This window comes from Devosia lucknowensis (assembly GCF_900177655.1).
In the GTDB taxonomy this organism is placed as follows: Bacteria; Pseudomonadota; Alphaproteobacteria; order Rhizobiales; family Devosiaceae; genus Devosia; species Devosia lucknowensis.
Genome location: NZ_FXWK01000001.1, coordinates 514,460 through 535,039 on the forward strand (window position 1 = coordinate 514,460; position 20,580 = coordinate 535,039).

At 64.4% G+C, this 20,580-nt stretch carries 15 protein-coding genes; 7 read left to right on the plus strand and 8 right to left on the minus strand.

Features of this window, described 5'->3' with window-relative positions; genetic code table 11:
- The first annotated feature begins 171 nt into the window (after positions 1-171).
- Both CCK88_RS02425 and CCK88_RS02430 read left to right on the plus strand, forming a co-directional pair.
- Complete coding sequence (locus tag CCK88_RS02425; RefSeq protein WP_086468949.1) at positions 172-2,022, plus strand: ABC transporter ATP-binding protein; 1,851 nt, start codon at positions 172-174, stop codon at positions 2,020-2,022.
- Between the two features lie 196 nt (positions 2,023-2,218).
- A complete protein-coding gene (locus tag CCK88_RS02430; RefSeq protein WP_086468950.1) occupies positions 2,219-4,075 on the plus strand; it encodes an ABC transporter ATP-binding protein in 1,857 nt (618 codons plus the stop codon).
- A gap of 38 nt (positions 4,076-4,113) precedes the next feature.
- Here CCK88_RS02430 and CCK88_RS02435 read toward each other — a convergent pair whose 3' ends face one another.
- On the minus strand, positions 4,114-5,982 hold the full coding sequence (locus tag CCK88_RS02435) for a putative bifunctional diguanylate cyclase/phosphodiesterase (protein WP_170926327.1): 1,869 nt from the start codon (positions 5,980-5,982) through the stop codon (positions 4,114-4,116).
- A gap of 301 nt (positions 5,983-6,283) precedes the next feature.
- On the opposite strand from CCK88_RS02435, the gene CCK88_RS02440 reads away from it, so the two are divergent.
- Positions 6,284-8,758 carry a beta-mannosidase gene (locus CCK88_RS02440; RefSeq protein WP_086468952.1) on the plus strand — a complete coding sequence of 825 codons (2,475 nt, stop codon included), beginning with the start codon at positions 6,284-6,286 and terminating at the stop codon, positions 8,756-8,758.
- Between the two features lie 681 nt (positions 8,759-9,439).
- On the opposite strand, the gene CCK88_RS02445 is transcribed toward CCK88_RS02440, so the two are convergent.
- The gene (locus CCK88_RS02445; protein ID WP_342068306.1) at positions 9,440-9,670 is read right to left on the minus strand and encodes a GIY-YIG nuclease family protein; all 231 of its coding nucleotides are present in this window, start codon (positions 9,668-9,670) and stop codon (positions 9,440-9,442) included.
- A 172-nt stretch (positions 9,671-9,842) separates the two neighbouring features.
- Here CCK88_RS02445 and CCK88_RS02450 point away from each other — a divergent pair, with 172 nt between their 5' ends.
- Positions 9,843-10,757, plus strand: a complete 915-nt coding sequence (locus CCK88_RS02450) for a DMT family transporter (protein WP_086468953.1) — start codon at positions 9,843-9,845, stop codon at positions 10,755-10,757.
- 19 nt (positions 10,758-10,776) lie between these two features.
- Here the strand turns inward: CCK88_RS02450 and CCK88_RS02455 are convergent, their stop codons facing one another.
- The 3 genes from CCK88_RS02455 to CCK88_RS02465 form a co-directional block, all read right to left on the minus strand.
- Complete coding sequence (locus CCK88_RS02455; RefSeq protein WP_086468954.1) at positions 10,777-12,069, minus strand: NAD(P)/FAD-dependent oxidoreductase; 1,293 nt, start codon at positions 12,067-12,069, stop codon at positions 10,777-10,779.
- A gap of 39 nt (positions 12,070-12,108) precedes the next feature.
- Positions 12,109-13,485, minus strand: a complete 1,377-nt coding sequence (locus CCK88_RS02460) for an FGGY-family carbohydrate kinase (protein WP_086468955.1) — start codon at positions 13,483-13,485, stop codon at positions 12,109-12,111.
- Positions 13,486-13,556: 71 nt separating this feature from the next.
- On the minus strand, positions 13,557-14,006 hold the full coding sequence (locus tag CCK88_RS02465) for a universal stress protein (RefSeq protein WP_086468956.1): 450 nt from the start codon (positions 14,004-14,006) through the stop codon (positions 13,557-13,559).
- A 159-nt stretch (positions 14,007-14,165) separates the two neighbouring features.
- Here CCK88_RS02465 and dusA point away from each other — a divergent pair, with 159 nt between their 5' ends.
- Both dusA and CCK88_RS02475 read left to right on the plus strand, forming a co-directional pair.
- Positions 14,166-15,185: a tRNA dihydrouridine(20/20a) synthase DusA gene (dusA, locus tag CCK88_RS02470; protein WP_086468957.1), complete on the plus strand. Its 1,020-nt coding sequence runs from the start codon at positions 14,166-14,168 to the stop codon at positions 15,183-15,185.
- 186 nt (positions 15,186-15,371) lie between these two features.
- Entirely contained in the window at positions 15,372-17,075 is a 1,704-nt protein-coding gene (locus tag CCK88_RS02475) for an alpha/beta hydrolase family protein (protein ID WP_086470772.1), read from the plus strand.
- A 79-nt stretch (positions 17,076-17,154) separates the two neighbouring features.
- On the opposite strand, the gene CCK88_RS02480 is transcribed toward CCK88_RS02475, so the two are convergent.
- Entirely contained in the window at positions 17,155-17,841 is a 687-nt protein-coding gene (locus tag CCK88_RS02480) for a retropepsin-like aspartic protease family protein (protein WP_086468958.1), read from the minus strand.
- A 66-nt stretch (positions 17,842-17,907) separates the two neighbouring features.
- On the minus strand, positions 17,908-18,759 hold the full coding sequence (locus CCK88_RS02485; protein WP_086468959.1) for an adenosylcobinamide-GDP ribazoletransferase: 852 nt from the start codon (positions 18,757-18,759) through the stop codon (positions 17,908-17,910).
- Between the two features lie 66 nt (positions 18,760-18,825).
- On the opposite strand from CCK88_RS02485, the gene cobT reads away from it, so the two are divergent.
- Positions 18,826-19,848, plus strand: coding sequence for a nicotinate-nucleotide--dimethylbenzimidazole phosphoribosyltransferase (gene cobT / locus CCK88_RS02490; protein ID WP_086468960.1), 1,023 nt, complete (start codon positions 18,826-18,828; stop codon positions 19,846-19,848).
- Here the strand turns inward: cobT and CCK88_RS02495 are convergent.
- Positions 19,845-20,558: a DUF6683 family protein gene (locus CCK88_RS02495; RefSeq protein WP_086468961.1), complete on the minus strand. Its 714-nt coding sequence runs from the start codon at positions 20,556-20,558 to the stop codon at positions 19,845-19,847. The two genes, cobT and CCK88_RS02495, sit on opposite strands and share 4 nt — an antisense overlap.
- Positions 20,559-20,580: the final 22 nt, after the last annotated feature.

Genomic DNA, 20,580 nt, shown 5'->3' on the forward strand with positions numbered 1-20,580 from the left:
GCTGTGTGGCTGTCTGCACGACGTTCCTCTGCGGCTAGACGGGTCTGCACGAGCGTTGGTTCCAAAATTTCCGTGCGGCGCTGACCGACGGCCACGAGAGCCACCTGCACCGATGCGCAGGGTCTGGCCGGGCCAAGGCGAGCCGCCTATCGACTGAGTGAGGTCACTATCATGCTGCGCTGGTTCGAATCGCGCCTGGATCCATACCCCAAGGGAGACCCGGTCGAGCCGCCCAAGGGCTTGCTTGAATTCTGCCTGCACTACAGCCACGGCGCCAAGCGCTGGCTGGCGCTGATGGCGGCTGCCGCGGCTGCCGTCGCGATCGGCGAAATCATCATCTTCGGCTTCATTGGCGATGTGGTGAACTGGCTTGCGGGCGCCGATCCGGACACGTTCCTCGAGACCGACGGCTGGAAGCTGGCCCTCATGGGCGCCATGATCGTCTTCATCGTGCCGGGCGTGGCCTTGCTGTCGACGCTGGTGCAGCACCAGACCCTTTTGGGCAATTTCCCGCAGCGCATTCGCTGGATGAGTCATCGCTACCTCATCCGCCAGTCGATGAGCTATTTCCAGGACGAGTTTGCCGGGCGCATCGGCGCCAAGCTGATGCAGACATCGCTCGCCGTGCGCGAAGTGGTGATGAAGCTGCTCGACATGCTCGTCTACGTGGTCGTCTATTTCACCGGCGCGGTGATCCTGGCGGCCTCGGCCGACTGGCGCCTCGCGATCCCGTTCCTTGTCTGGCTGGCCGCCTATGTGGCGATGATGTTCTACTTCATCCCGCGCATGGGCAAGATCTCCCAGGAACAGGCCGACGCGCGCTCGATGATGACGGGCCGCATCGTGGACAGCTACACCAATATCGCGACGGTGAAGCTGTTCAGCCATTCCAACCGCGAGGAAACCTATGCCCGCGAGGCCATGGACCAGTTTCTCGACACGGCCTACCGGCAGATGCGGCTGTTCACCGTGCTCAACACGCTGGTGCTATGGTCGAACTCGCTGCTGCTGTTCGCCGTGGGCGCAACTGGCATCTGGCTCTGGATGCAGGGTCTGATGACACCCGGTTCGCTGGCCGTGTCGCTGGGCCTGGTCATGCGCTTCCAGGGCATGAGCCAGTGGGTGATGTGGGAAATGTCGTCGCTGTTCGAGAATATCGGCACGGTGCGCGACGGCATGAGTTCGCTCTCGCTGCCGCGTGTCGTTTCGGACAAGCCCGACGCCAAGACCTTGCCGGCAGTCAATGGCGACATCAAGTTCGAGAACGTCTCGTTCCACTACGGCAAGACATCGGGCGTCATCGAAGGCCTGAACCTGCACATCCGGCCGGGCGAGAAGATCGGCCTCGTGGGACGTTCGGGCGCCGGCAAGTCGACGATCGTCAACCTGCTGCTGCGCTTTTATGACCGGGCCGATGGCAAGATCCTGATCGACGGGCACGACATTGCCCAGGTGACCCAGGACAGCCTGCGGGCCAATATCGGCGTGGTGACGCAGGATACCTCCCTGCTGCATCGCTCGGTGCGCGAAAACATCATCTATGGCCGTCCCGATGCGACCGAAGAGATGATGCTGGCGGCTGCCGAACAGGCCGAAGGCTCAGATTTCATCCAGACCCTGACCGACCTGCAGGGCCGCAAAGGGTTCGACGCCCATGTCGGCGAGCGCGGCGTGAAGCTCTCGGGCGGCCAGCGCCAGCGTATCGCCATTGCCCGCGTGCTGCTCAAGAACGCCCCGATCCTGGTGCTGGACGAGGCGACATCGGCGCTGGACTCCGAAGTCGAGGCGGCCATTCAGAGCCAGCTGCAGATGCTGATGCAGGGCAAGACGGTGATCGCCATCGCTCACCGCCTGTCGACCATCGCCATGATGGACCGGCTTGTGGTGCTCGATAAGGGCCGCATCGTCGAGCAGGGCACGCATTCGGAACTGGTGGATACGGGCGGCATCTACAGCCAGCTCTGGCACCGCCAGTCCGGCGGCTTCCTGGAACTGGACGAGCCGGAAGAAGCGGCGCAGTGATTTCCTGCCTCTCCCCCACAGGGAGAGGCAAAGACAGAACCAACCAAGAGGAGAACCCAGATGGGTGACACCAACAGCATTCGACTGATCCGAGAACCCGCGGCCGCCACGGTTGCAAAACACATCCATTCGGACCGATACCGACCCTGACGATCCTCCAATTGCGTCAGGCGCGGCTCATGCAAAGAGCAGAACAATGTTCAACCGCGTCGTTTCTTATTTCGACAATCTCTATTCGCCCGTCGCCCTGGCAGAAAACCGCCAGCCGCCCATGGGCCTCCGGGCTTTCGTAGCCTATTTCGTCGCCCAGTTCCGGGTCGCTTTCATCCTTCGCATCATCCTGGTTGCCATCGGCTCGGTCGCCGATGCGCTCATGCCTGTGTTTGTCGGTCTGGTGGTCGGCATGCTGGCCACGACCAGTCCGGGCGAAATCTTCGACCAGCATGGCCAGACCCTGCTGTGGATGGTGTTCGTGGTGGTCGTGGTGCGCCCACTGGCCTTCCTGATGGACACGCTGATCCGCAACCACGGCATCGTGCCAAACCTGGTCGATCTCATCCGCTGGCAGAGCCACTGGCATGTCATCCGGCAAAGCTGGACCTTCTTCCAGAACGACTTTGCCGGCCGTATCGCCAACAAGGTGATCCAGCTCGGCGAGGCCATCGAGATCGGGGTAAACCTCACCATCGACGCGGCCTGGTATGCGCTGGTCTTCGTGGTCGTCGCCGTGGTGGTGCTGGCCCAGCTCGATCCGGTACTGCTGGTGCCGATCGGGGTTTGGCTGCTGCTCTATGCGGTGCTGTTCACCATCACCATGCCGCTGATCGCCCGCTATTCCGAGACCCTATCGGAGGCCAAGTCGGTGATGACCGGTCGTATCGTCGACAGCTACACCAACATCCAGACGCTCAAGACCTTCGCCACCGGCGGGCACGAAGACCAGTATGTGGCCGACAGCGTCATGGGGCACGTGGTCGAGTTCCGCAAGCTCATGCGGGTCTTTACCTACATGTGGTCCGTGCTGTTCCTGCTCAATGCCGGCCTCGTGGTGTCGGTGACCTGGCTGGCGCTGGCCGGCTGGAACCAGGGCACGCTGAGCGCGGCGGCCGTGGCGACGGCCATCCCCTTCGCCTTGCAGATCATGAACATGAGCGGCTGGATCCTCGAGATCGGATCCAACATCTTCCGCCAGGTCGGCACGACCAAGGACTCGATGGACACCATCGCCCAGCCCCTGACCATGCTCGACGCGCCCGACGCCAAACCGCTGATGGTGGCCCAGGGTGGGCTCGACTATGACAAGGTCAGCTTCAACTACTGGCGCGGCAAGGAAGGCTCGGTCATCGACGCCTTCAGCCTCAAGGTCGCGCCCGGCGAGAAGATCGGTCTTGTCGGGCGTTCGGGCTCGGGCAAGTCGACGCTGGTCAACCTGGCGCTGCGCATGTTCGACGTGCAGGAGGGGGCGATCCGCATCGACGGGCACGATGTGCGCGAGGTGACGCAGGAAAGCCTGCGGGCGGCCATCGGGCTCGTCAGCCAGGATACCTCGCTGCTGCACCGCTCGGTGCGGGAGAACCTCAAATACGGCCGCCACGATGCGCCCGACGAGGACATGATCCGGGCTGCCGAACAGGCCAATGTTCACGACGTGATCATGGGCCTGTCCGATCCGCAGGGGCGCAAGGGCTACGACGCGCATGTCGGCGAGCGGGGCGTCAAGCTCTCGGGCGGGCAGCGCCAGCGCGTCGCCATCGCACGGGTGCTGCTCAAGAACGCGCCGATCCTGGTGCTCGACGAAGCGACCTCGGCGCTCGACAGCGAGGTGGAGGCGGCGATCCAGGAGCAGCTGACCCAGCTCATGCGCGGCAAGACGGTGATCGCCATCGCCCATCGCCTCTCCACCATCGCCGCCATGGACCGCCTGGTGGTGCTGGAAAAGGGGCAGATCATCGAGGAAGGCACCCATGCCCAGCTGCTGGCCACGGGCGGGCATTATGCCATGCTCTGGGAGCGGCAGTCCGGCGGATTCCTCGACCTCGAGGCGTCACAATAACTGGGAATGGGCGGGGCTTCGGTCCCGCCCGTTTCGTCTCAGCTGGCGACGCGTCCCTCGACGTGGCGAAGCCCGCGCTCGCGCTTGAGGTATTCGGTGACCAGGGCCGCTTGCATCGGGCGGCCGAACAGGTACCCCTGCATCACCGAACCGCCCAGGGCCACCAGCGTATGCAGCTGGTCCTCGGTCTCGATGCCTTCGAAGACGCAGGAAATGCCGAGGTTGCGGCAGAGGTCGATCATGGTCTTGACGATGGCGCGGCTGGCCGGATCGTCGTTGACCTCGGCCACGAAGCTGCGGTCGATCTTGATGCGATGGAGCGGCAGCTTCTGCACATGGGTGAGGCTCGAATGGCCGGTGCCGAAATCGTCCAGCGCAATGCGGGCGCCCAGCCCGAGCAGCGCCAGCAGTGACTGATTGGCCTGCTTGAGATCGCGCATGACGGCCGTTTCGGTGATCTCGAAATCGATCCGCGATGGCGTGGCGCTCCTGCCCATCAGCGCCACGATCTGCTCGATGGCCGAGGTCGAGCCGATATCGTTGGCCGACAGGTTGACCGACAACCGGACGCTGCGCGGCAGTTCGGCGGCGACGGCGATGGCCTTGCGAAGGACTGCCATGGTGACGCGGTTGATCTGCCCGGTGCGCTCGGCCATGGGAATGAAATCGACCGGCGAGACCTCACCCAGGACGGGATTGCGCCAGCGGGCGAGCACTTCGAAGCCAGTGGTCTCGCCGACGGCGACATCGAACTGCGGCTGCAGGAGGATATAGATCTCGTCGTCGAGATCGGCCGTGTGCAGCATGTGCTCCATATAGCGGGTACGACGCAGATCCTGCTGATGCGTTGCGTTGAACAGCACGGCACTGCCGCGCTGGTCGCGCTTGGCCACCCAGGTGGCATAGTCGGCGTGATCGAAGAGTGTTTCGGCCGTATCGCCCGGCGTGGATGCTGCAATGCCCACCGAGGCCGTTACGCGCACGACGCCCAGCGGCAGGTCGAAGGACTGGCGGAAGACGCTCGCGACAGCCTCGGCGCAGCGAAGCTGAGCGGCCTCGTCGCAGGGCTCGTGCATGATCAGCGCGAAATTGTCGCCGTCGAGACGGGTCAGCACCGTAGTCGGACGCTTGATGGCATTGATGCGCCGGGCCACTTCGGCCAGCACCAGATCGCCGGTGATCTGGCCATAGACTTCGTTGACGGCGCGGAAATGGTCGAGATCGATCCGGGCGACCGCGATGGTCTGGCCCCGCGCCTGGGCCACGGCCAGATGCTCGCCCAGCATGCGCTCGAAGCTGCGGCGATTGGGGATGCCGGTGAGGATGTCGATATTGGCGAGGCGGTTGTTCTCTTCGGACAGCCGCTGGGTTTCGTTCTGTCTGGTGGCAATGGCGGTTCGCGACTGCACCAGCGCGGCAAAGTCGCGGTTGTTGCCCAGGAGGATGATCAGGAGGACCGAGACGACCAGCACCATGTTGATGGCGATCGCGATCAGCGTCATCTGGCCCGACATGACGAAGAAGACCGTGAACGGGACGAGCACGCACATGCCGACGGCCAGTGCGGCCGCGCGGACATGCATCAGGCAGAACATGCAGCCGATGGTGGTGATGCCCATGTAGAAGGCGATGTGCGAGCGCAGATAGGCGTCGCCGTAGGGAAAGAGCGAGAAGCTCCAGGTGGTGAAACCCAGTGCGAGCGCGGCACCGACCCAGATCATCGCGCGCAGGTTGCTGCGGGCCTTGCTGATGGTCAGCGGCCTGCCGCGCAACCGCCACCAGAGCAGGGTACGCAGGAGGCTGAGGGCCACCAGCACGCCGGGAATGTAGAGGGTGAGGGAGGCCGGCGCGACGCCCAGATGCGTCCAGGCCAGGATGACCGTATTCGACACGAGCATCGCATACATCAGAGGAACCTGGCGGCTGAGCGCACGCCACTGCTCCAACGCAAGTTCAGGTGCGTCGGGCGGCTCTGAGAAACTCGCAATAATGCGCCGCAACACGGACATGGGGGCCCTCGTCGCAAAACACTATCGTCACAAGTCCTAATTTATCGGAAAAAATGTCCACAGAACGCGGCCTATCCGGCGCTCCCGGCGAACAAGACCGCAAGCGCCACAAGAGCGGCAAGCTTGAATTGAAATCGATTGCAGAGGCTGATATCTCGCGGGTGGTGTCGGGCTCTCGACCGACCTCGGAGGAACATCTATGGCCGTCGCTGCCCACAATTCCGCCCTCGACCTGGGCGGTCAATTCACCCTGACCGCATCCGCGCGCGACATCGCGACGACCATCAATCTGCCGGGCGACGTGCACCATGCGCTGCTGGCGGCTGACCTGATCCCCGATCCCTATTACGGGGAGAACGAAAAGGTGGTGATGTGGGTCAACGAGACGGCGTGGACGGTTGAGCGTCTGTTTACGGCATCGTCTGCCGATATCGATGGCTACCTGACCCTGACGCTGGCCGAAGTCGACTGCATTGCGACGATCTTCCTCAATGGCGAAGAGGTGGCGCGCACCGACAACAGCTTCCTGCGCAACGACATCGACGTGACCGGCAAGGTCCATGTGGGCGAGAATACGCTGCGTATCGAATTCGGCATAGCGCCTGACGTGGCCAAGGCCCGCGCTGAAGCCCACCCCTTTCCGATACCCTTCACCTACAATTACCAGACCAACGGACTGAAGGGCATCCACATGAACTTCATCCGCAAGGCAGCGTGCCATGCGGGGTGGGATTGGGGCATCTGCCTGATGCCGATAGGCGTCTACGGCACGATGAGCCTGCGCAAATCGCGGCTCGCCCGCCAGGAGAGCGTGCAGGTCGATCAGGCGCATGGCAAGACTTCGGTCGAACTGACTCTGAAGACTCGCATTTTTGCGTTTGCTCACGGTGAAGTGGAACTTGAGCACACGATCGACGGACAGGTTATTTCCGACAAGGTCGCCGTCCAGAAGGGCGAGAATGTCGTCACCCACAACGTTACCATCCATAATCCGCGCATCTGGTGGCCGTCAGGGCAGGGCGAACAGCCGCTCTACGACCTCGTCACCAATCTCGAAGGTGAGATCACTACGCGCAAGATCGGCCTGCGCAAGCTCGACTGGGTGATCGAAAAGGACGAGATCGACCACAGCTTCAAGTGCCGCATCAACGACCGCGACATCACCATGATGGGGGCGAACTGGATCCCGGCCGACGCCATCCCGACGCGCGTCACGCCCGATGTGATCCGCGACCTGCTTGAAAGCGCCAAGACCGCCAACATGAACATGCTGCGCATCTGGGGCGGCGGGCAGTACGAACCGGACTGGTTCTACGATCTCTGCGACGAGCTCGGCATCCTCATCTGGCACGACTTCATGTTCTCGTGCATGAGCTACCCCTCGGATCGCACCTTCCTGGCGTCTGTCGAGACGGAAATCACCCAGCAGCTGCGCCGCCTCAGCCACCACGCCTCGATCGCGCTCTGGTGCGGCGACAACGAGGTTATCGGCTCGCTCGGCTGGTATCCCGAGACCAAGGCCGATCCCGGCCGCTATCTCGCCAATTACGACCGCCTCAATTCCATGCTGCACCGCATCGTCGAGGATGAAGATCCGGCGCGTCGCTTCTGGCCATCCTCGCCGTCGCTCGGCTACCTCGATTTCTCCGACGGCTGGCATTCCGACACGCGCGGCGACCTGCACTACTGGGATGTCTGGCACTCGGCCAAGAGCTTCGACGCCTATCGCAGCGTCAACCCGCGTTTCGCCAGCGAATTCGGCTTCCAGTCCTTTACCTCGATGAACGTCATCGAGACTTTTGCCGAGCCCAGGGATCGCAATCCGTCCTCGCCGGTCATGGAGAACCACCAGCGCAACAATGGCGGCAATGCGCGCATCATCGAAACGATGAACCGCTATTTCCGCTTCCCGCGCGATTTCGACCAGATGGTTTTCCTGAGCCAGATCCAGCAGGGCCTCGCCATCAAGACCGCAATCGAATACTGGCGCTCCACCAAGCCGCGCTGCATGGGCACGCTCTACTGGCAGATCAACGACATCTGGCCTGTGGCCAGCTGGTCCAGCCTCGACTATGGCGGGCAGTGGAAGCTCATGCACTACATGGCGCGCCGCTTCTTCCTGCCGGTCAATGTCGTCGCCGTGCCCGATGCCGACAATACCCAAATCGCGCTCAAGGCGATCAATGACACGGGCAAGCCGGTCTCTATCGCGCTCGAGGTGAAGGCGGTGAAGGTTACCGGCGAAAGCCGGACCGTGTTCGCGGGCAACAGCGCCGTCGGTCCGGACGCGGCAATCACGGTAACGACCGCTTCGGTGGGCGATCTTGCCGCCGACGAGTTCCTCGCCTTCGCCTGGAAGGACGCGCAGGGCGTGGTGCTGGGCGAGAACGACTATTTCCCCAAGCCGTACAAGGCCTACGAACTGTCAGACGTCCGGATTTCGGCGCAGTGGTCGGACCGGGACGGCAAGGCGGTTCTGCAGCTCGAGGCCGACAGGCCAGCCCTGTTCACGACCGCAACCGTCGACGCGCCCGGCTACTTCTCCGACAATGCGCTGACCCTGCTGCCCGGCCGCCCGGTGGAACTGGTCTTCCACCCAAGGCATGGCGCGAGCGTCACTTCGGCAGAGTTGTCGGGATCGCTGAAGGTGAGGCATCTGGCGGAAACCTTCTGAGGGGGCTCGGCCGCTTTCGCGGCCGCCGCTCCGCCCTCGGGCTTGACCCGAGGGCTGCTCGCAATTTGCACGGTGGTATGGCGTTGCCGGCGGCGATAGCGAAGGAGAAACGTCTCATTCCGGGTTAGTTGTCCAAGCCTTTGGTTCAGTGGGCGCTGCAACTGGCCCTCGGGTCAAGCCCGAGGGCGGAACCGGGGTGGGAAGGGTATCTGGGGCAAAACTCGTGAAGGGAAGGGCGGATTTTGGAGCGCCGTCGGGGAAGGAGCGGGTTACTGATAACCACTGGTTCCACGACCACGGCTCCGCCCTGGGGCTTGACCCGAGGGCTGCTGTCAGCGTGCACGGTGGTCTGGGGTTACCGCCGGCGATGGCGAATGAGAGATCGTTAGTTGTCCAGGCCTTTGGTTCAGTGGGCGCTGCAACTGGCCCTCGGGTCAAGCCCGAGGGCGGAACCGGGGTGGGGAGGGTATCTGGGGCAAAACTCGGGAAGGGGCAGAGCTCCGAGGGCGGATTTGGAAAGCAATCGGGAAAGGAGCCCGTTACTGGTACGCAGTCGTTCCACGACCACGGCTCCGCCCTCGGGCTTGACCCGAGGGCCTCTCGCAGCTTGCGCCGCACTGTCGGGTTATCCGCCCGCGATGCCGAAGTAGAGATCGTCCCATTCCGGGTTTTCTTTCTCGATCAGCGCGATTTTCCAGTCCCGGATCCAATGCTTGATGGTGTGCTCGCGCTGTAGCGCCCGGTACGTGTTCTGGGCTCTTCGAACCAGACCAGCAGGTGGCACTGGTTTTTGCGCGTGAAGCCTGGCAGCACGTCGTTCTTGTGTTGCCATACGCGCCGCAAGAGATTGCTGGTCGCGCCGACATAAAGCGTCCCGAAGCGTCTGTTCGCCATGATGTAGACCCAAGCCATGATGCAGTGAGCGCTGCGACTATGCTTTGGGTCAAGCCCAAGGGCTGCTCGCGATTTTCACCGCTGCGTCGAGGTTGGATCCGGCGCACCCTCTTCCATACAAGCGGTTGACTATGCTGCCCGGCTCCGCCATCGGTGAACCTGCTGCGTTCTCCTGCGGCCGGAAGTTTGCATGACCACCGTCTCCCCGATCGAAAGCCGGGCCAATCTCGGCATCGCGCTGCTGCTCGCCGCCCAGCTTGTGTTGCTCGTGCTTGACGTCTCGGCCAAATGGCTGTCCGTCGAGGGATTGCCGACCGGCGAAATCGTATTCGTGCGTTACAGCATGCATTTCCTGCTGCTGGTCCTGCTGTTCCTTCCGGTCAGCGGCAGACGTCTCTTCGTCAGCAACAATCTGACGCTGGAACTGTTGCGCGGAACATGCCTGCTGGCGACGACCGGTCTCAACTTCCTGGCGATGAAATTCCTGCCGCTCACGGTCACCAGCGCCATCCAGTTTACCTCGCCCCTGATCATCTGCGCGCTTTCAGGACCACTGCTGGGCGAAACGGTCGGTTGGAGGCGATGGCTGGCCATTGCTGTCGGCTTTTGCGGCATTCTGGTTATCGTGCGGCCCGGAACGGAAGCCTTCCAGCCCGCGGCCCTGATCAGCCTCGGCTGCGCATTCTTCCTGGCGCTCTTTTCCATTCTGACGCGCAAGCTCGCCGGCGTGGACACGGCACAGACGCAGCAGTTCTATGCCGGCGCGACGCCCATCGTGCTGCTGCTTCCCATTGCCTTCACCGACTGGACCTGGCCAAGCATGCCCATTTCCTGGGTAGCGTTTTTCGTCATGGGTGCTGCCGGTCTTGCGGGGCACTATCTCAACTCGGTGGCGCATCGCTTTGCGAGCCCGGCAACGCTCGCGCCCTTCAGCTACCTGAGCCTGATCTACCTCTCCATCGCCAGCTGGCTGATTTTCAACCAGCCTCCCGACGAGTGGTTCATCCTCGGCGTCTGCATCATCGTCGCCAGCGGGCTCTATATCTGGCTGCGTGAACGCGCGCTGGCCAAGGCGGAAACGGCAGTCGAGGTGGTCGAGCGCTGATCGGCGCAAGCGTGCCCGGCTATTCCTCGTTCACTTCATCGAGGGGCCGCGTCTTGTGCGCGTCGCCGTGGGTGATGAGGCGCGAGCCGCGCTGGCCCGTAAGGTAGATCCAGAGCCAGCTCAGGGTGATGAAGATGCGGGTGCGCGTTTCCACCAAAAAGTAGATGTGGGCGAGCCCCCAGATCCACCAGGCGAACCAGCCCTTGAGCTTGATCCAGCCGAAGTCGATGACCGCCGAGCTCTTGCCGATCGTGGCGAGATCACCGTCATGCTTGTAATGGAAGGGCAGGACCTCGCTGCGGCCGTCGATGCGGGCGCGAATGACCTTGGCGACGTGGCGGCCGGCCTGCTTGGCGGCGGGGGCGACGCCGGGCACCGGCTTGCCGTCATACCTCGAAATGCTGGCGACGTCGCCGATGACGTAAACGCCGGGCAGGGAGGGCACGGAAAGATCGGGCTCGACCTTGACCCGTCCGGCACGATCGCCGTCGACGCCCAGCCATTTGGCGACAGGCGAGGCCGCGACACCCGCCGCCCAGATGATGGTTTTGGTTTCGATGCGGCTCTCGCCGAAGCTAACTCCTTCGCCGTCGATATCGGTGACGGACTGCCCCAACTCGACCTCGACGCCCTTCCGGCGCAGCGCGTCGAGCGTGTAGGCTGACAGTTCCGGCACGAAATTGGCCAGGACCCTCTCGCCACCCTCGATGAGCACGACCCGCAGATCGCCCGTCGAAAGCGTGTTGAACTGCCCGCGAATACTGGCATGGGCCAGCTCGATGATGGCGCCGGCCATCTCCACCCCGGTCGGGCCGGCGCCGATGATGGCAAAGGTGAGGAGGGCCTTGCGCCTCTCCGCATCGGTTTCGCGTTCCGCGGCTTCGAGTGCCAGCAACAGCTTGCGGCGGATGGCGGTGGCGTCTTCCACGGTCTTGAGCCCGGGCGCGAAAGCCTCCCATGCGTCGTGACCGAAATATGCGTGCTGCGCCCCCGTGGCGAGGACGAGGCTGTCATAGCGCTCGCTTGTGCCGTCTTCGAGCAGGACCGCGCGACCAGCGGTGTCGATGCCGACAACGGTGGCCATCAGGACGCGGACATTCTTCTGGCGCCGCAGCAGATGCCGTATCGGCCACGCCACCTCGGACGGGCTGAGGGCCGCCGTGGCCACCTGATAGAGCAGGGGCTGGAACAGGTGATGGTTGCGCCGGTCGATGAGGACGACCTCTGCATCGGCTCCATCGAGGGCCTTTGCCGCGGCAAGGCCGCCAAAGCCCCCGCCGACGATGACGACCCGATGTTTGCGCGATGCCATGGCGGTCTCCTGTTGGGCGCTCGCCTGGCCTCGGGCTGATCAGCCTGCCGTGCGACGGCGCCATTGAGCAATATAGGCGTCCAATCCGTCCACCTGGAGAGGCGGAAATGCATGGCTGCCAGACGTTTGCCTTGTCTCCATGCCTCCGAACAACAGGCTGGCCCCCAGGCTCGTTCCCGTCGCGTCGCCGGACGCATGCACGGGAACGCCGGTGAGGGTGGCAAGGCAGCGCGCAAAGAGCCCGTTGCGCCCGAGCGGGCCCTCGAGCGTGATGGCCCGCCCCAGGCCGCAGAGATCGAGGCAGGTGCTGGCCACAAGCGCGAGATAGACCGAGGCGGCCGCAGTCCGCTGGCCCGGCGTGAGGGTGTCGGGATCGACGGTCCATCGCCCGGTTTGCCGGCCGAAGGGACCGACGCCGGGCGCGAAACTGGGAAGAACCTGGACGTCATTGGCAATGACATGGGCGATGTCATCAGGCGTGGGTTCGGCGATCTCCGGAACCAGCGCATCGAATTCGCGTCCGCCCATGAAGCGCGCGGTGGGCACGGGCCGCCCGTGGGCGTCCACATTGGCGAGGCTGTCGCGATCCGGATCGAGCGCCGCCGTGCTGCCGCCCACGGTCATGAGAATGGTCCAGGTGCCGGCCGAGACCACGGTGAAGGGCGTCGCCGCATTGCCCAGATGCGGCAGCAGCGAGGCGTTGGAATCGTGGATGCCGGTGGTCACGGGGGTCGAGGACGGCAGCCCGGTTTCCGCCGCGATATCGGGCAGGAGCGTGCCGATGACCGACGCCGCCGGCCGCACCGGCGGAAACAGCTGCTGCCAATGCTGGCTCGCAACGAGGCTGGAGAAATCCCCCGTGTCCGGGGCCCAGAGATCGGTGTGGCAACCCAGCGACGTCACTTCGCTGGCCAGCATGCCGGTCAGTCGCCAGGCCCAGTATTGCGGATAGGGCACGATGGCGGTGACCTGCGCGAAATCCTCAGGAAAGGCGCGCGCCTGCCAGAAGATCTGGGCGCCCCAGTTGAGCCCGGCCGGCAGCCGCGGCGACAGCGTTTCGGCAAAGCCCGGGCGGACGCGCTCATAGGCCTCGGCCGAAGCCTCGGGCGCATCGCTTTCGTAGTCGAGCACCGGCAGGACGAGCCCCTTTTCCGACAGCAATGCGCCGGTCGCCCCGTGGGTGGTGATGGAAATCCCGTCGACGCCATGTGCCGCCTGCAGGTGGGTCAGCACCGCCTTGATGAACGTCCACAGGCGCTCGACATCGGCATGCGGGTAGGGCCCGTCATGCACGACGGTGTTCGGCATCGACTCGGCCGCCAGCTGCGCCTGGGTGCGGGTGTCGATCAGCACCACCTTGGCATTGGTCTTGCCGATATCGATGACGGCGACGTGGCGGGGAGTTGCTTGGCTCATGACCTGCCCGGAGAACTGTTCCCCCGGGCTTAGCCGATTTCCGCCGGCCACGCCAGAACTGACATGTTAGTCTATTTGATCACCAGCACCGGCATGGTGGCATGCGCCAGAACTTCGGACGCCTGGCTGCCGAGCAGCAGTCGGCCGAGGCCGCGGCGCCCGTGCGATCCCATGACCACGAGATCGGCTCCGATCTCGCCCGCTGCCTTGAGAATGCCCTCGGCCGCCGGACTGTTGGCGACATGGAGCGTCGCGATCGATGCGCCGGACGCCCGTGCTGCGGTATCGGCCTCGGCGAGGATGGATTTGGCCGAGGTGGCCTTCGCCGCGTCGAGTTCGGCGATCATCGAACTGGTGTCGATCATCGCCATTTCGGTGCCAGGTGAAATCATCACCGACGTCTCGGTGACAGTCACGGCCGTGACCTTGCTGCCGGTGGTTGCGGCCAAGGCCAGTGCATGGCCGAGGGCCTTGGTGCTGAGTTCGGATCCGTCGATGGCGCAGACGATTTTGGAATACATGGCGACCTCCTTTTGACGCTCGGGTCCTTACGCCAACGCATCGCAGCGGGCTTTGATCCAGATCAGCTGGCACAGTTGTGAGCATCGGGGGCTTGGGGCCGGGGGCAATCTGGTCTATGTCGAGCGCGAAACCCGTCACTCCGGAGCCACGGCCAGACAATGCAGGCCCAACCCGACATTGCCGTCCCCCTCGACCGCGCCCGCCGCTTCAGTGTGGCACCGATGATCGACTGGACGGACAGGCACTGTCGTACGCTGCATCGGCTGTTGACGCGGCATGCCCTGCTGTTCACCGAGATGATCACGACCGGGGCGGTGATCCATGGCGGGGCGGAGCGGCATCTGGCGTTTGGCGCGCATGAGGGGCTGGTCGCCCTGCAGCTCGGCGGATCCGATCCGCGCGAACTGGCCGAGGCGATCCGCATCGCCGCGCCATATGGGTATGCCGAAATCAACCTCAATGTCGGGTGTCCGTCGGACCGGGTGCAGTCGGGCAAGTTCGGCGCCTGCCTCATGGCTGAGCCCGAACTCGTCGCCGCCTGCGTGCGCGCCATGCGCGATGCGACGGACCTGCCGGTGACCGTGAAATGTCGCATCGGCATCGACGACCAGGACACCGAGGAAAGCCTCGATCGCTTTGCCGACGCCATGGTCGCGGCCGGGGTCGCCGCGCTTTACGTGCATGCGCGCAAGGCCTGGCTGCAGGGCCTGAGCCCCAAGGAAAACCGCACCATCCCGCCGCTGGACTATCCGCGCGTGCATCGATTGGCCCGGCGCCTGGCGCCATTGCCCATGGTCATCAACGGTGGCATCGAGGCGCTCGAGCAGGCAGAGGCCCATCTCGAGCACATGACCGGCGTCATGCTCGGCCGCGCGGCCTACCACACTCCCATGATGCTGGCCGACGTCGATGCGCGCCTCTTCGGCGATACGCACGCAGTGCCCGATCTGGCTGCCGTCATGGCGGCCATGGCCGACTATGCCGAAACCGAGCTGGCCAAGGGCAACAAGCTCAACAATATCGCGCGCCACATGCTCGGCCTTGCCAATGGCCGACCCGGCGCGCGCCAGTTCCGCCAGATCCTCAGCGTCGACGCCTGCCGTCCCAAGACCGGCCCCGAAGTGTTCGAGCGCGCGCTGGCAGCGGTGGAAGACCGCGGCCTGGCCGAGGCCAGCTGAACCGCACTATCAGCATCTGTTTCAGCTTCTGCACGCGGGTCGCGCCCCACCGGGTTCCGCTGACAAATCCGCTGTTTCGTTTGCTGGGAAATCTTTTTCGTTTGGCTTCGCTTTTGTTTCGTCCATCGGTATACTGCGATGGCGACTGACCGCCTTTTCAACGAGCGGTCCCTGGGGAGCATTCAAATGAACAAGTCCACACGCCTGTTCCATCTGGGATGGGTGATCATTCTCGTCGGCGTCCTGCTGGCGCATTTCATCCAGACTTCGGGCGGCATTTCCATCCGCGATATCCGCTTCAACGGCACCAATGGGCAGGTGCTGAGCGGCTTGCTTTACGTTCCGCCTGGCGTATCGGCCGACAACAAGGCACCGGGCATCCTTGCCGTGCACGGCTACATCAACAGCCGCGAAACCCAGTCGGGCTTCGCCATCGAATATGCCCGCCGCGGCTATGTCGTCCTGGCACTCGACCAGTCCGGCCACGGCTATTCCGACGCACCCGCCTTTGCCAACGGCTTCGGTGGTCCCGCAGGGCTGAGCTACCTGCGTTCGCTCGACATCGTCGATGTCGACAATATCGGTCTCGAAGGTCATTCCATGGGCGGCTGGACCGTGCTGGCGGCCGCCGCCACCATGCCCGATGCCTATAAGGCAGTGGTTCTCGAGGGCTCGAGCACGGGTGCCCCTTTCGCGCAGGAAGGCTCGACCGAGTGGCCGCGCAATCTTGCAGTCGTCTTCTCCAAATATGACGAGTTCTCGCAGCTGATGTGGGGCGTCGACCGCGCACAGGACGTGGCGCAGAGCACCAAGCTGCAGGCCGTGTTCGGCACGAACGAAGCCGTGGTCCCCGGCCAGGTCTATGGCGATATCGCCGCCGGAACTGCCCGCCTGCTGCAGACGCCCAATACCACCCATCCCGGCGACCATATCTCGCCCGAAGCCATCGGCTATTCGATCGACTGGTTGGCCCAGACCCTCGAAGGCGCTCAGGCCATTCCGGCGGGCGATCAGATCTGGCTCTGGAAGGAAATCGGCACGCTGATCGCGCTTGCCGGCTTCGTGGTGCTGCTGGCCGGCACGTTCGAAATGCTGCTCGGAACCCAGGCCTTCGCCAACCTGCGCAAGCAGCCGGTCACCGGCGCTCATGCCGCGCGCAACGGCAAGTGGTGGCTGGTCTTCGCCCTCAGCGCCTTCGTGCCTGTGCTGACCTACTTCCTGTTCCTCGGCTGGGGCGCGCAGCTGCTGCCCGGCTCGGCCTTGCTGCCGCAGACCATCACCAGCCAGATCGCCTTCTGGGCGGTACTCAACGGCATGATCGTCTTCGGCCTCGGCTTCGTTCTCAAGGGTGAAAAGCTGGATGCCCGCGGCAATGTGCTGGGTTCCGTGCTCATCGCCCTGGCGACGGTCGGCATCGGCTATCTCTTCGTGCTGGCCGCGGACTTCCTGTTCAAGGTCGACTTCCGCTTCTGGGTCGTGGCGCTCAAGCCCATGAGCCTTGTCCAGGCCAAGATCGCGCTCGTCTATCTTGTGCCCTTCACCCTGTTCTTCGTGCTGGCCCTGCGTGGCCTGCACAAGGGTCTGTCGGTCACCGGTGACAGCCGCGCCAAGCAGTACCTGTCCAATATCGGCGCACTGGCCCTGGGCTTCCTGGTGTTCCTCGCCATCCAGTACGGAAACCTGCTGTTTGCCGGCCACCTGTTCATGTTCAGCGATCCGCTGATGACGGTGGTGGCAATCCAGTTCCTGCCGCTGATGGCGATCATCGCCTTCCTGTCGACGTTCACCTATCGCCGGACCGGCAGCTACCTGCCGGGCGCCTTTATCAATGCGCTGTTCGTGACCTGGTATATCGTGGCCGGTCAGGCAACCCAGTTCCCCGTGAGCTGAGGCCATCCTCCCGGAATGACGAAGGGCCGGTCGAAAGACCGGCCCTTTGTGTTTTCGTGCGATGCTCGCGGCAGCGACCTCAGTCCACCAGTTCGAGCGAATTCTGGGTGACGCTGTAGCGGTTGAGGGTTTCGAGGAAGGTCATGCCCAGAAGGCTGGTCTCGAGCGCCCCCTCCTCGGTGACGAAGGCGGTAATGTTGCGCCTGACGATGCCGCCGACTTCGATGCTGTCGAGACGGGTGCGGGCAGCGCGCCCTTCGCCGTTGGCCGTGGAAACGCGCACGCTATAGCGCAGGTCGTTGACATCGACCCCCGCTTCCTTCGCATCCGCGATGGTCAGGACCACGGCGCTGGCGCCGGTGTCGAAGATCATCGGCGTGGTGTGGCCATTGATGGTGGCGTTGACCTCGAAATGTCCGTTCATGCCACGCCGGAACGTGGCGGTGCCGGCCTCGGCATCGACCAGGGCAACGCCCGGCTGAAATTCGCCTGCCACGCGGCCGACCACACCCATCAGCTCATCCCGATAGGCATAGGTGACCATCGCCACGGCGAAGAGGCCGCCCCAGAGCACCACGCCGCCGACAAGCTCGGATGCCTTGTGCCGCCTGGTGAACAAGCCGCCGGCAAAGATGATGAGCAGCAGCACCATCGGAATGAGCTGCGCGGTCTGCATCTGTGTCAGGCCGACGAGACTGCCGGTATCGGCGCTGATCAGCAGCACGAGACCTGCAGCAATGAGCAGTGCAATTCCGATAAACATCATACCCGGTTGGTCCCTTGGCGCCGCATCGCTTCGATTAAGGATGCAGCGGCGGCGATTTCAAGGCCGTCACGCAAAGATCAGGAGAACAGCGAGCGCGGCAATCTCGCCAAGACCTGCGGCTGCGCCGATGAGGTCCCCGGTCTGGCCGCCGACGAGGCGGCGGCAGAGCGCTGTCCATCCGAGGGCGACCAGGGCCACCGCGAGGATGGCCGCGATCACCCCGAGCAGGCTCGATGCCGGAGCACCAAGGACAAAGACCAAAAGGATCGCCAACGCTGCACCAACGGCGAAGCGGGACTTCGGGAGCGTCCCGGCGCTGGCCGAGGCGCCATGGGCGCGGGCAGGCGGCAGGGCAACGGCGACCCACAGCGCGCCCTGGCGCCCGGCAATATTGGCTGCAAGCCAGAGACCCGCCGCCGCCAGCGGATTGACCACGGCGACGCTGCCGAGCGCCGTGACCCGCAGCAGGAGGAAGAGGCAGAGGGCGGCGACGCCATAAGTGCCGTGCCGGCTATCCTTGAGAATGGCGAGACGGCGCTCGACGGTGGAGCCGCCAAAGAGGCCATCGGCGGCGTCGGCCAGCGAATCTTCCATCATGCCGCCACCCACGACGACCATTGCGGCGACGGCAAGGGCCGCAGCGAAATAGCCCGGCAGGCCGAGCCACACGCTGAGCAGCAGGACGATGGGAATTGCCGCCATGATCACTGCTGCAAGCGGCAGCGCCATGGCGATGCGCCCGAGGTCGGGTTTCTCATGGGCGGAATCGCCGGTCGGCAGGCGCGAAAAGAAGCGCAGCGCCATGATCAGGTCGTCCTTGAGCCCAAGGCCGGAACGGGGCGGATCGGGGCGATAGCTGTCACGGCTTTCGCTGGCGATACCGTCATCAGGGGGAGGGGGCGCCGCGCCGTCCGTCAATTGCTTTTCGCTCCGTAATGGGCAACAAGACCGCGCCTTTCCCTACCATAGCATGCCGGATTTGCCATGCCCGCTCTGAACCCCGCTTATGCCGACATCGTCGATCTCCTGGTTGCCGTTCCCGAAGGGGACGATGCTGCGGTGGCTGCGGTCCGCGAGCGCGATGCACAATTGACCAAGCCACCCGGCTCGCTCGGCAGGCTGGAGGAGCTGGTGGAGTTCCTGGCGCGCTGGCAGCACCGTGCCAAGCCGCGTCTCGATAATCCCATGGTCACCATCTTCGCCGGCAACCACGGTGTGACCGACCAGGGCGTATCGAGCTTTCCGCGTGAGGTGACGGCGCAGATGGTCGCCAACTTCACCAATGGCGGCGCCGCGATTTCGCAGATCTGCGCGCTGCACGAGATCAACCTGCGCGTATTCGAACTGGCACTGGAGCTGCCCACCGGTGACATTACCCGGGAGCCCGCGCTCGACGACCAGATGTGCGCCGCCACCATCGCCTATGGCATGGAAGCGGTAGCGGGCAAACCCGACCTGATTTGCCTGGGCGAAATGGGCATCGGCAACACCACCATTGCAGCCGCCATCAATGCCGCGCTCTATGGCGGTACGGGCGCCGACTGGGTGGGCCGCGGCACCGGCGTCGACGATGCCGGCCTCGCCCGCAAGGCCGATGCGGTCGACCGCGCGCTGGCATTGCACAAGGATGGCCTCGACCACCCGCTATCGATCCTGGCGCGCCTCGGCGGCCGCGAAATCTGCGCCATGCTCGGCGCGCTGGTCGCCGCCCGACACCAGAAAGTGCCCGTGATCATCGATGGCTATGTGGCGACGACTGCGGCGGCCATCGCCCACGCGGTCAACCCGGCTGCGATCAACCACTGCCTGTTCGCGCACGTCTCGGCGGAGACCGCGCACGCCAGGGCACTGGAGAAAATGGGGCAATCCGGGCTGCTCGACCTGGGCATGCGGCTGGGTGAAGGCAGCGGCGCAGCGCTGGCGGCCGTGATGGCCAAGACCGCGCTGCACCTGCACAACAGCATGGCGACGTTCGAGAGCGCCGCTGTCAGCGGCAAGTCGGCCTAGTTCGCGGGCGGGGCCAGCGATGGCCCGCCGGGCGGCGGCGGATCGGCCGGGATGCCGAAGCCGTTGGGGCCCGGCACGACCTGCAGCAGGTCGACATTCATCCTCTGGCGGAACCGCAGCACCGCGGCCGCCGCGAGCCGGTTGAGCATGGCCACGTCGCGGTTTTCGACGGCGGTGTTGAGGGCGGCGTGCTCGACCAGGAAATCGAGGACGTAGCCTTCCGCCAGTTGCTGGCGCTGCATGTCGCCCATCGTGCTGAAGCTCGGGTCGTTGGCGAAGGCGATGCGCAATTGCCGCTGGACCGAGGCGTTGTCGATCTTAGCCGCGTAGGCGCCGTTGGCGGCGACCCAGTTCAGCACCCAGTAGGACGTCAGCGCGTCGGCGACATTGTTGGCGGCGAGCCCGTCGCTGGCCACCAGTTCAAGCCAGATGTCGACCGGTGAGCGTTCCTCGAAGGCCGCTGCCAGCCGGTCGCGCGCCTCGAGCCCTGCCGACCAGCGGATGCGCTCGAGAAAGTCCCGCTGGATGCGGGCCGATACGGTGGGGGAGGGCCGGTAGCCGGTATCGAACTCTGCGGCTGCCGCAAGCGCAGGGTCTTCCGCCGGAGCGGTTTGCTCTGCCTCCGCGGGGGCGGGAGCGGCGTCCTGAGCAAGGACAGGCGGGGTCATGAGCGCAAGGAAGGCGGCAAGCAGAATCGGTCGTTTGGTCATCGGCACTCCAGGCCGCCGATCT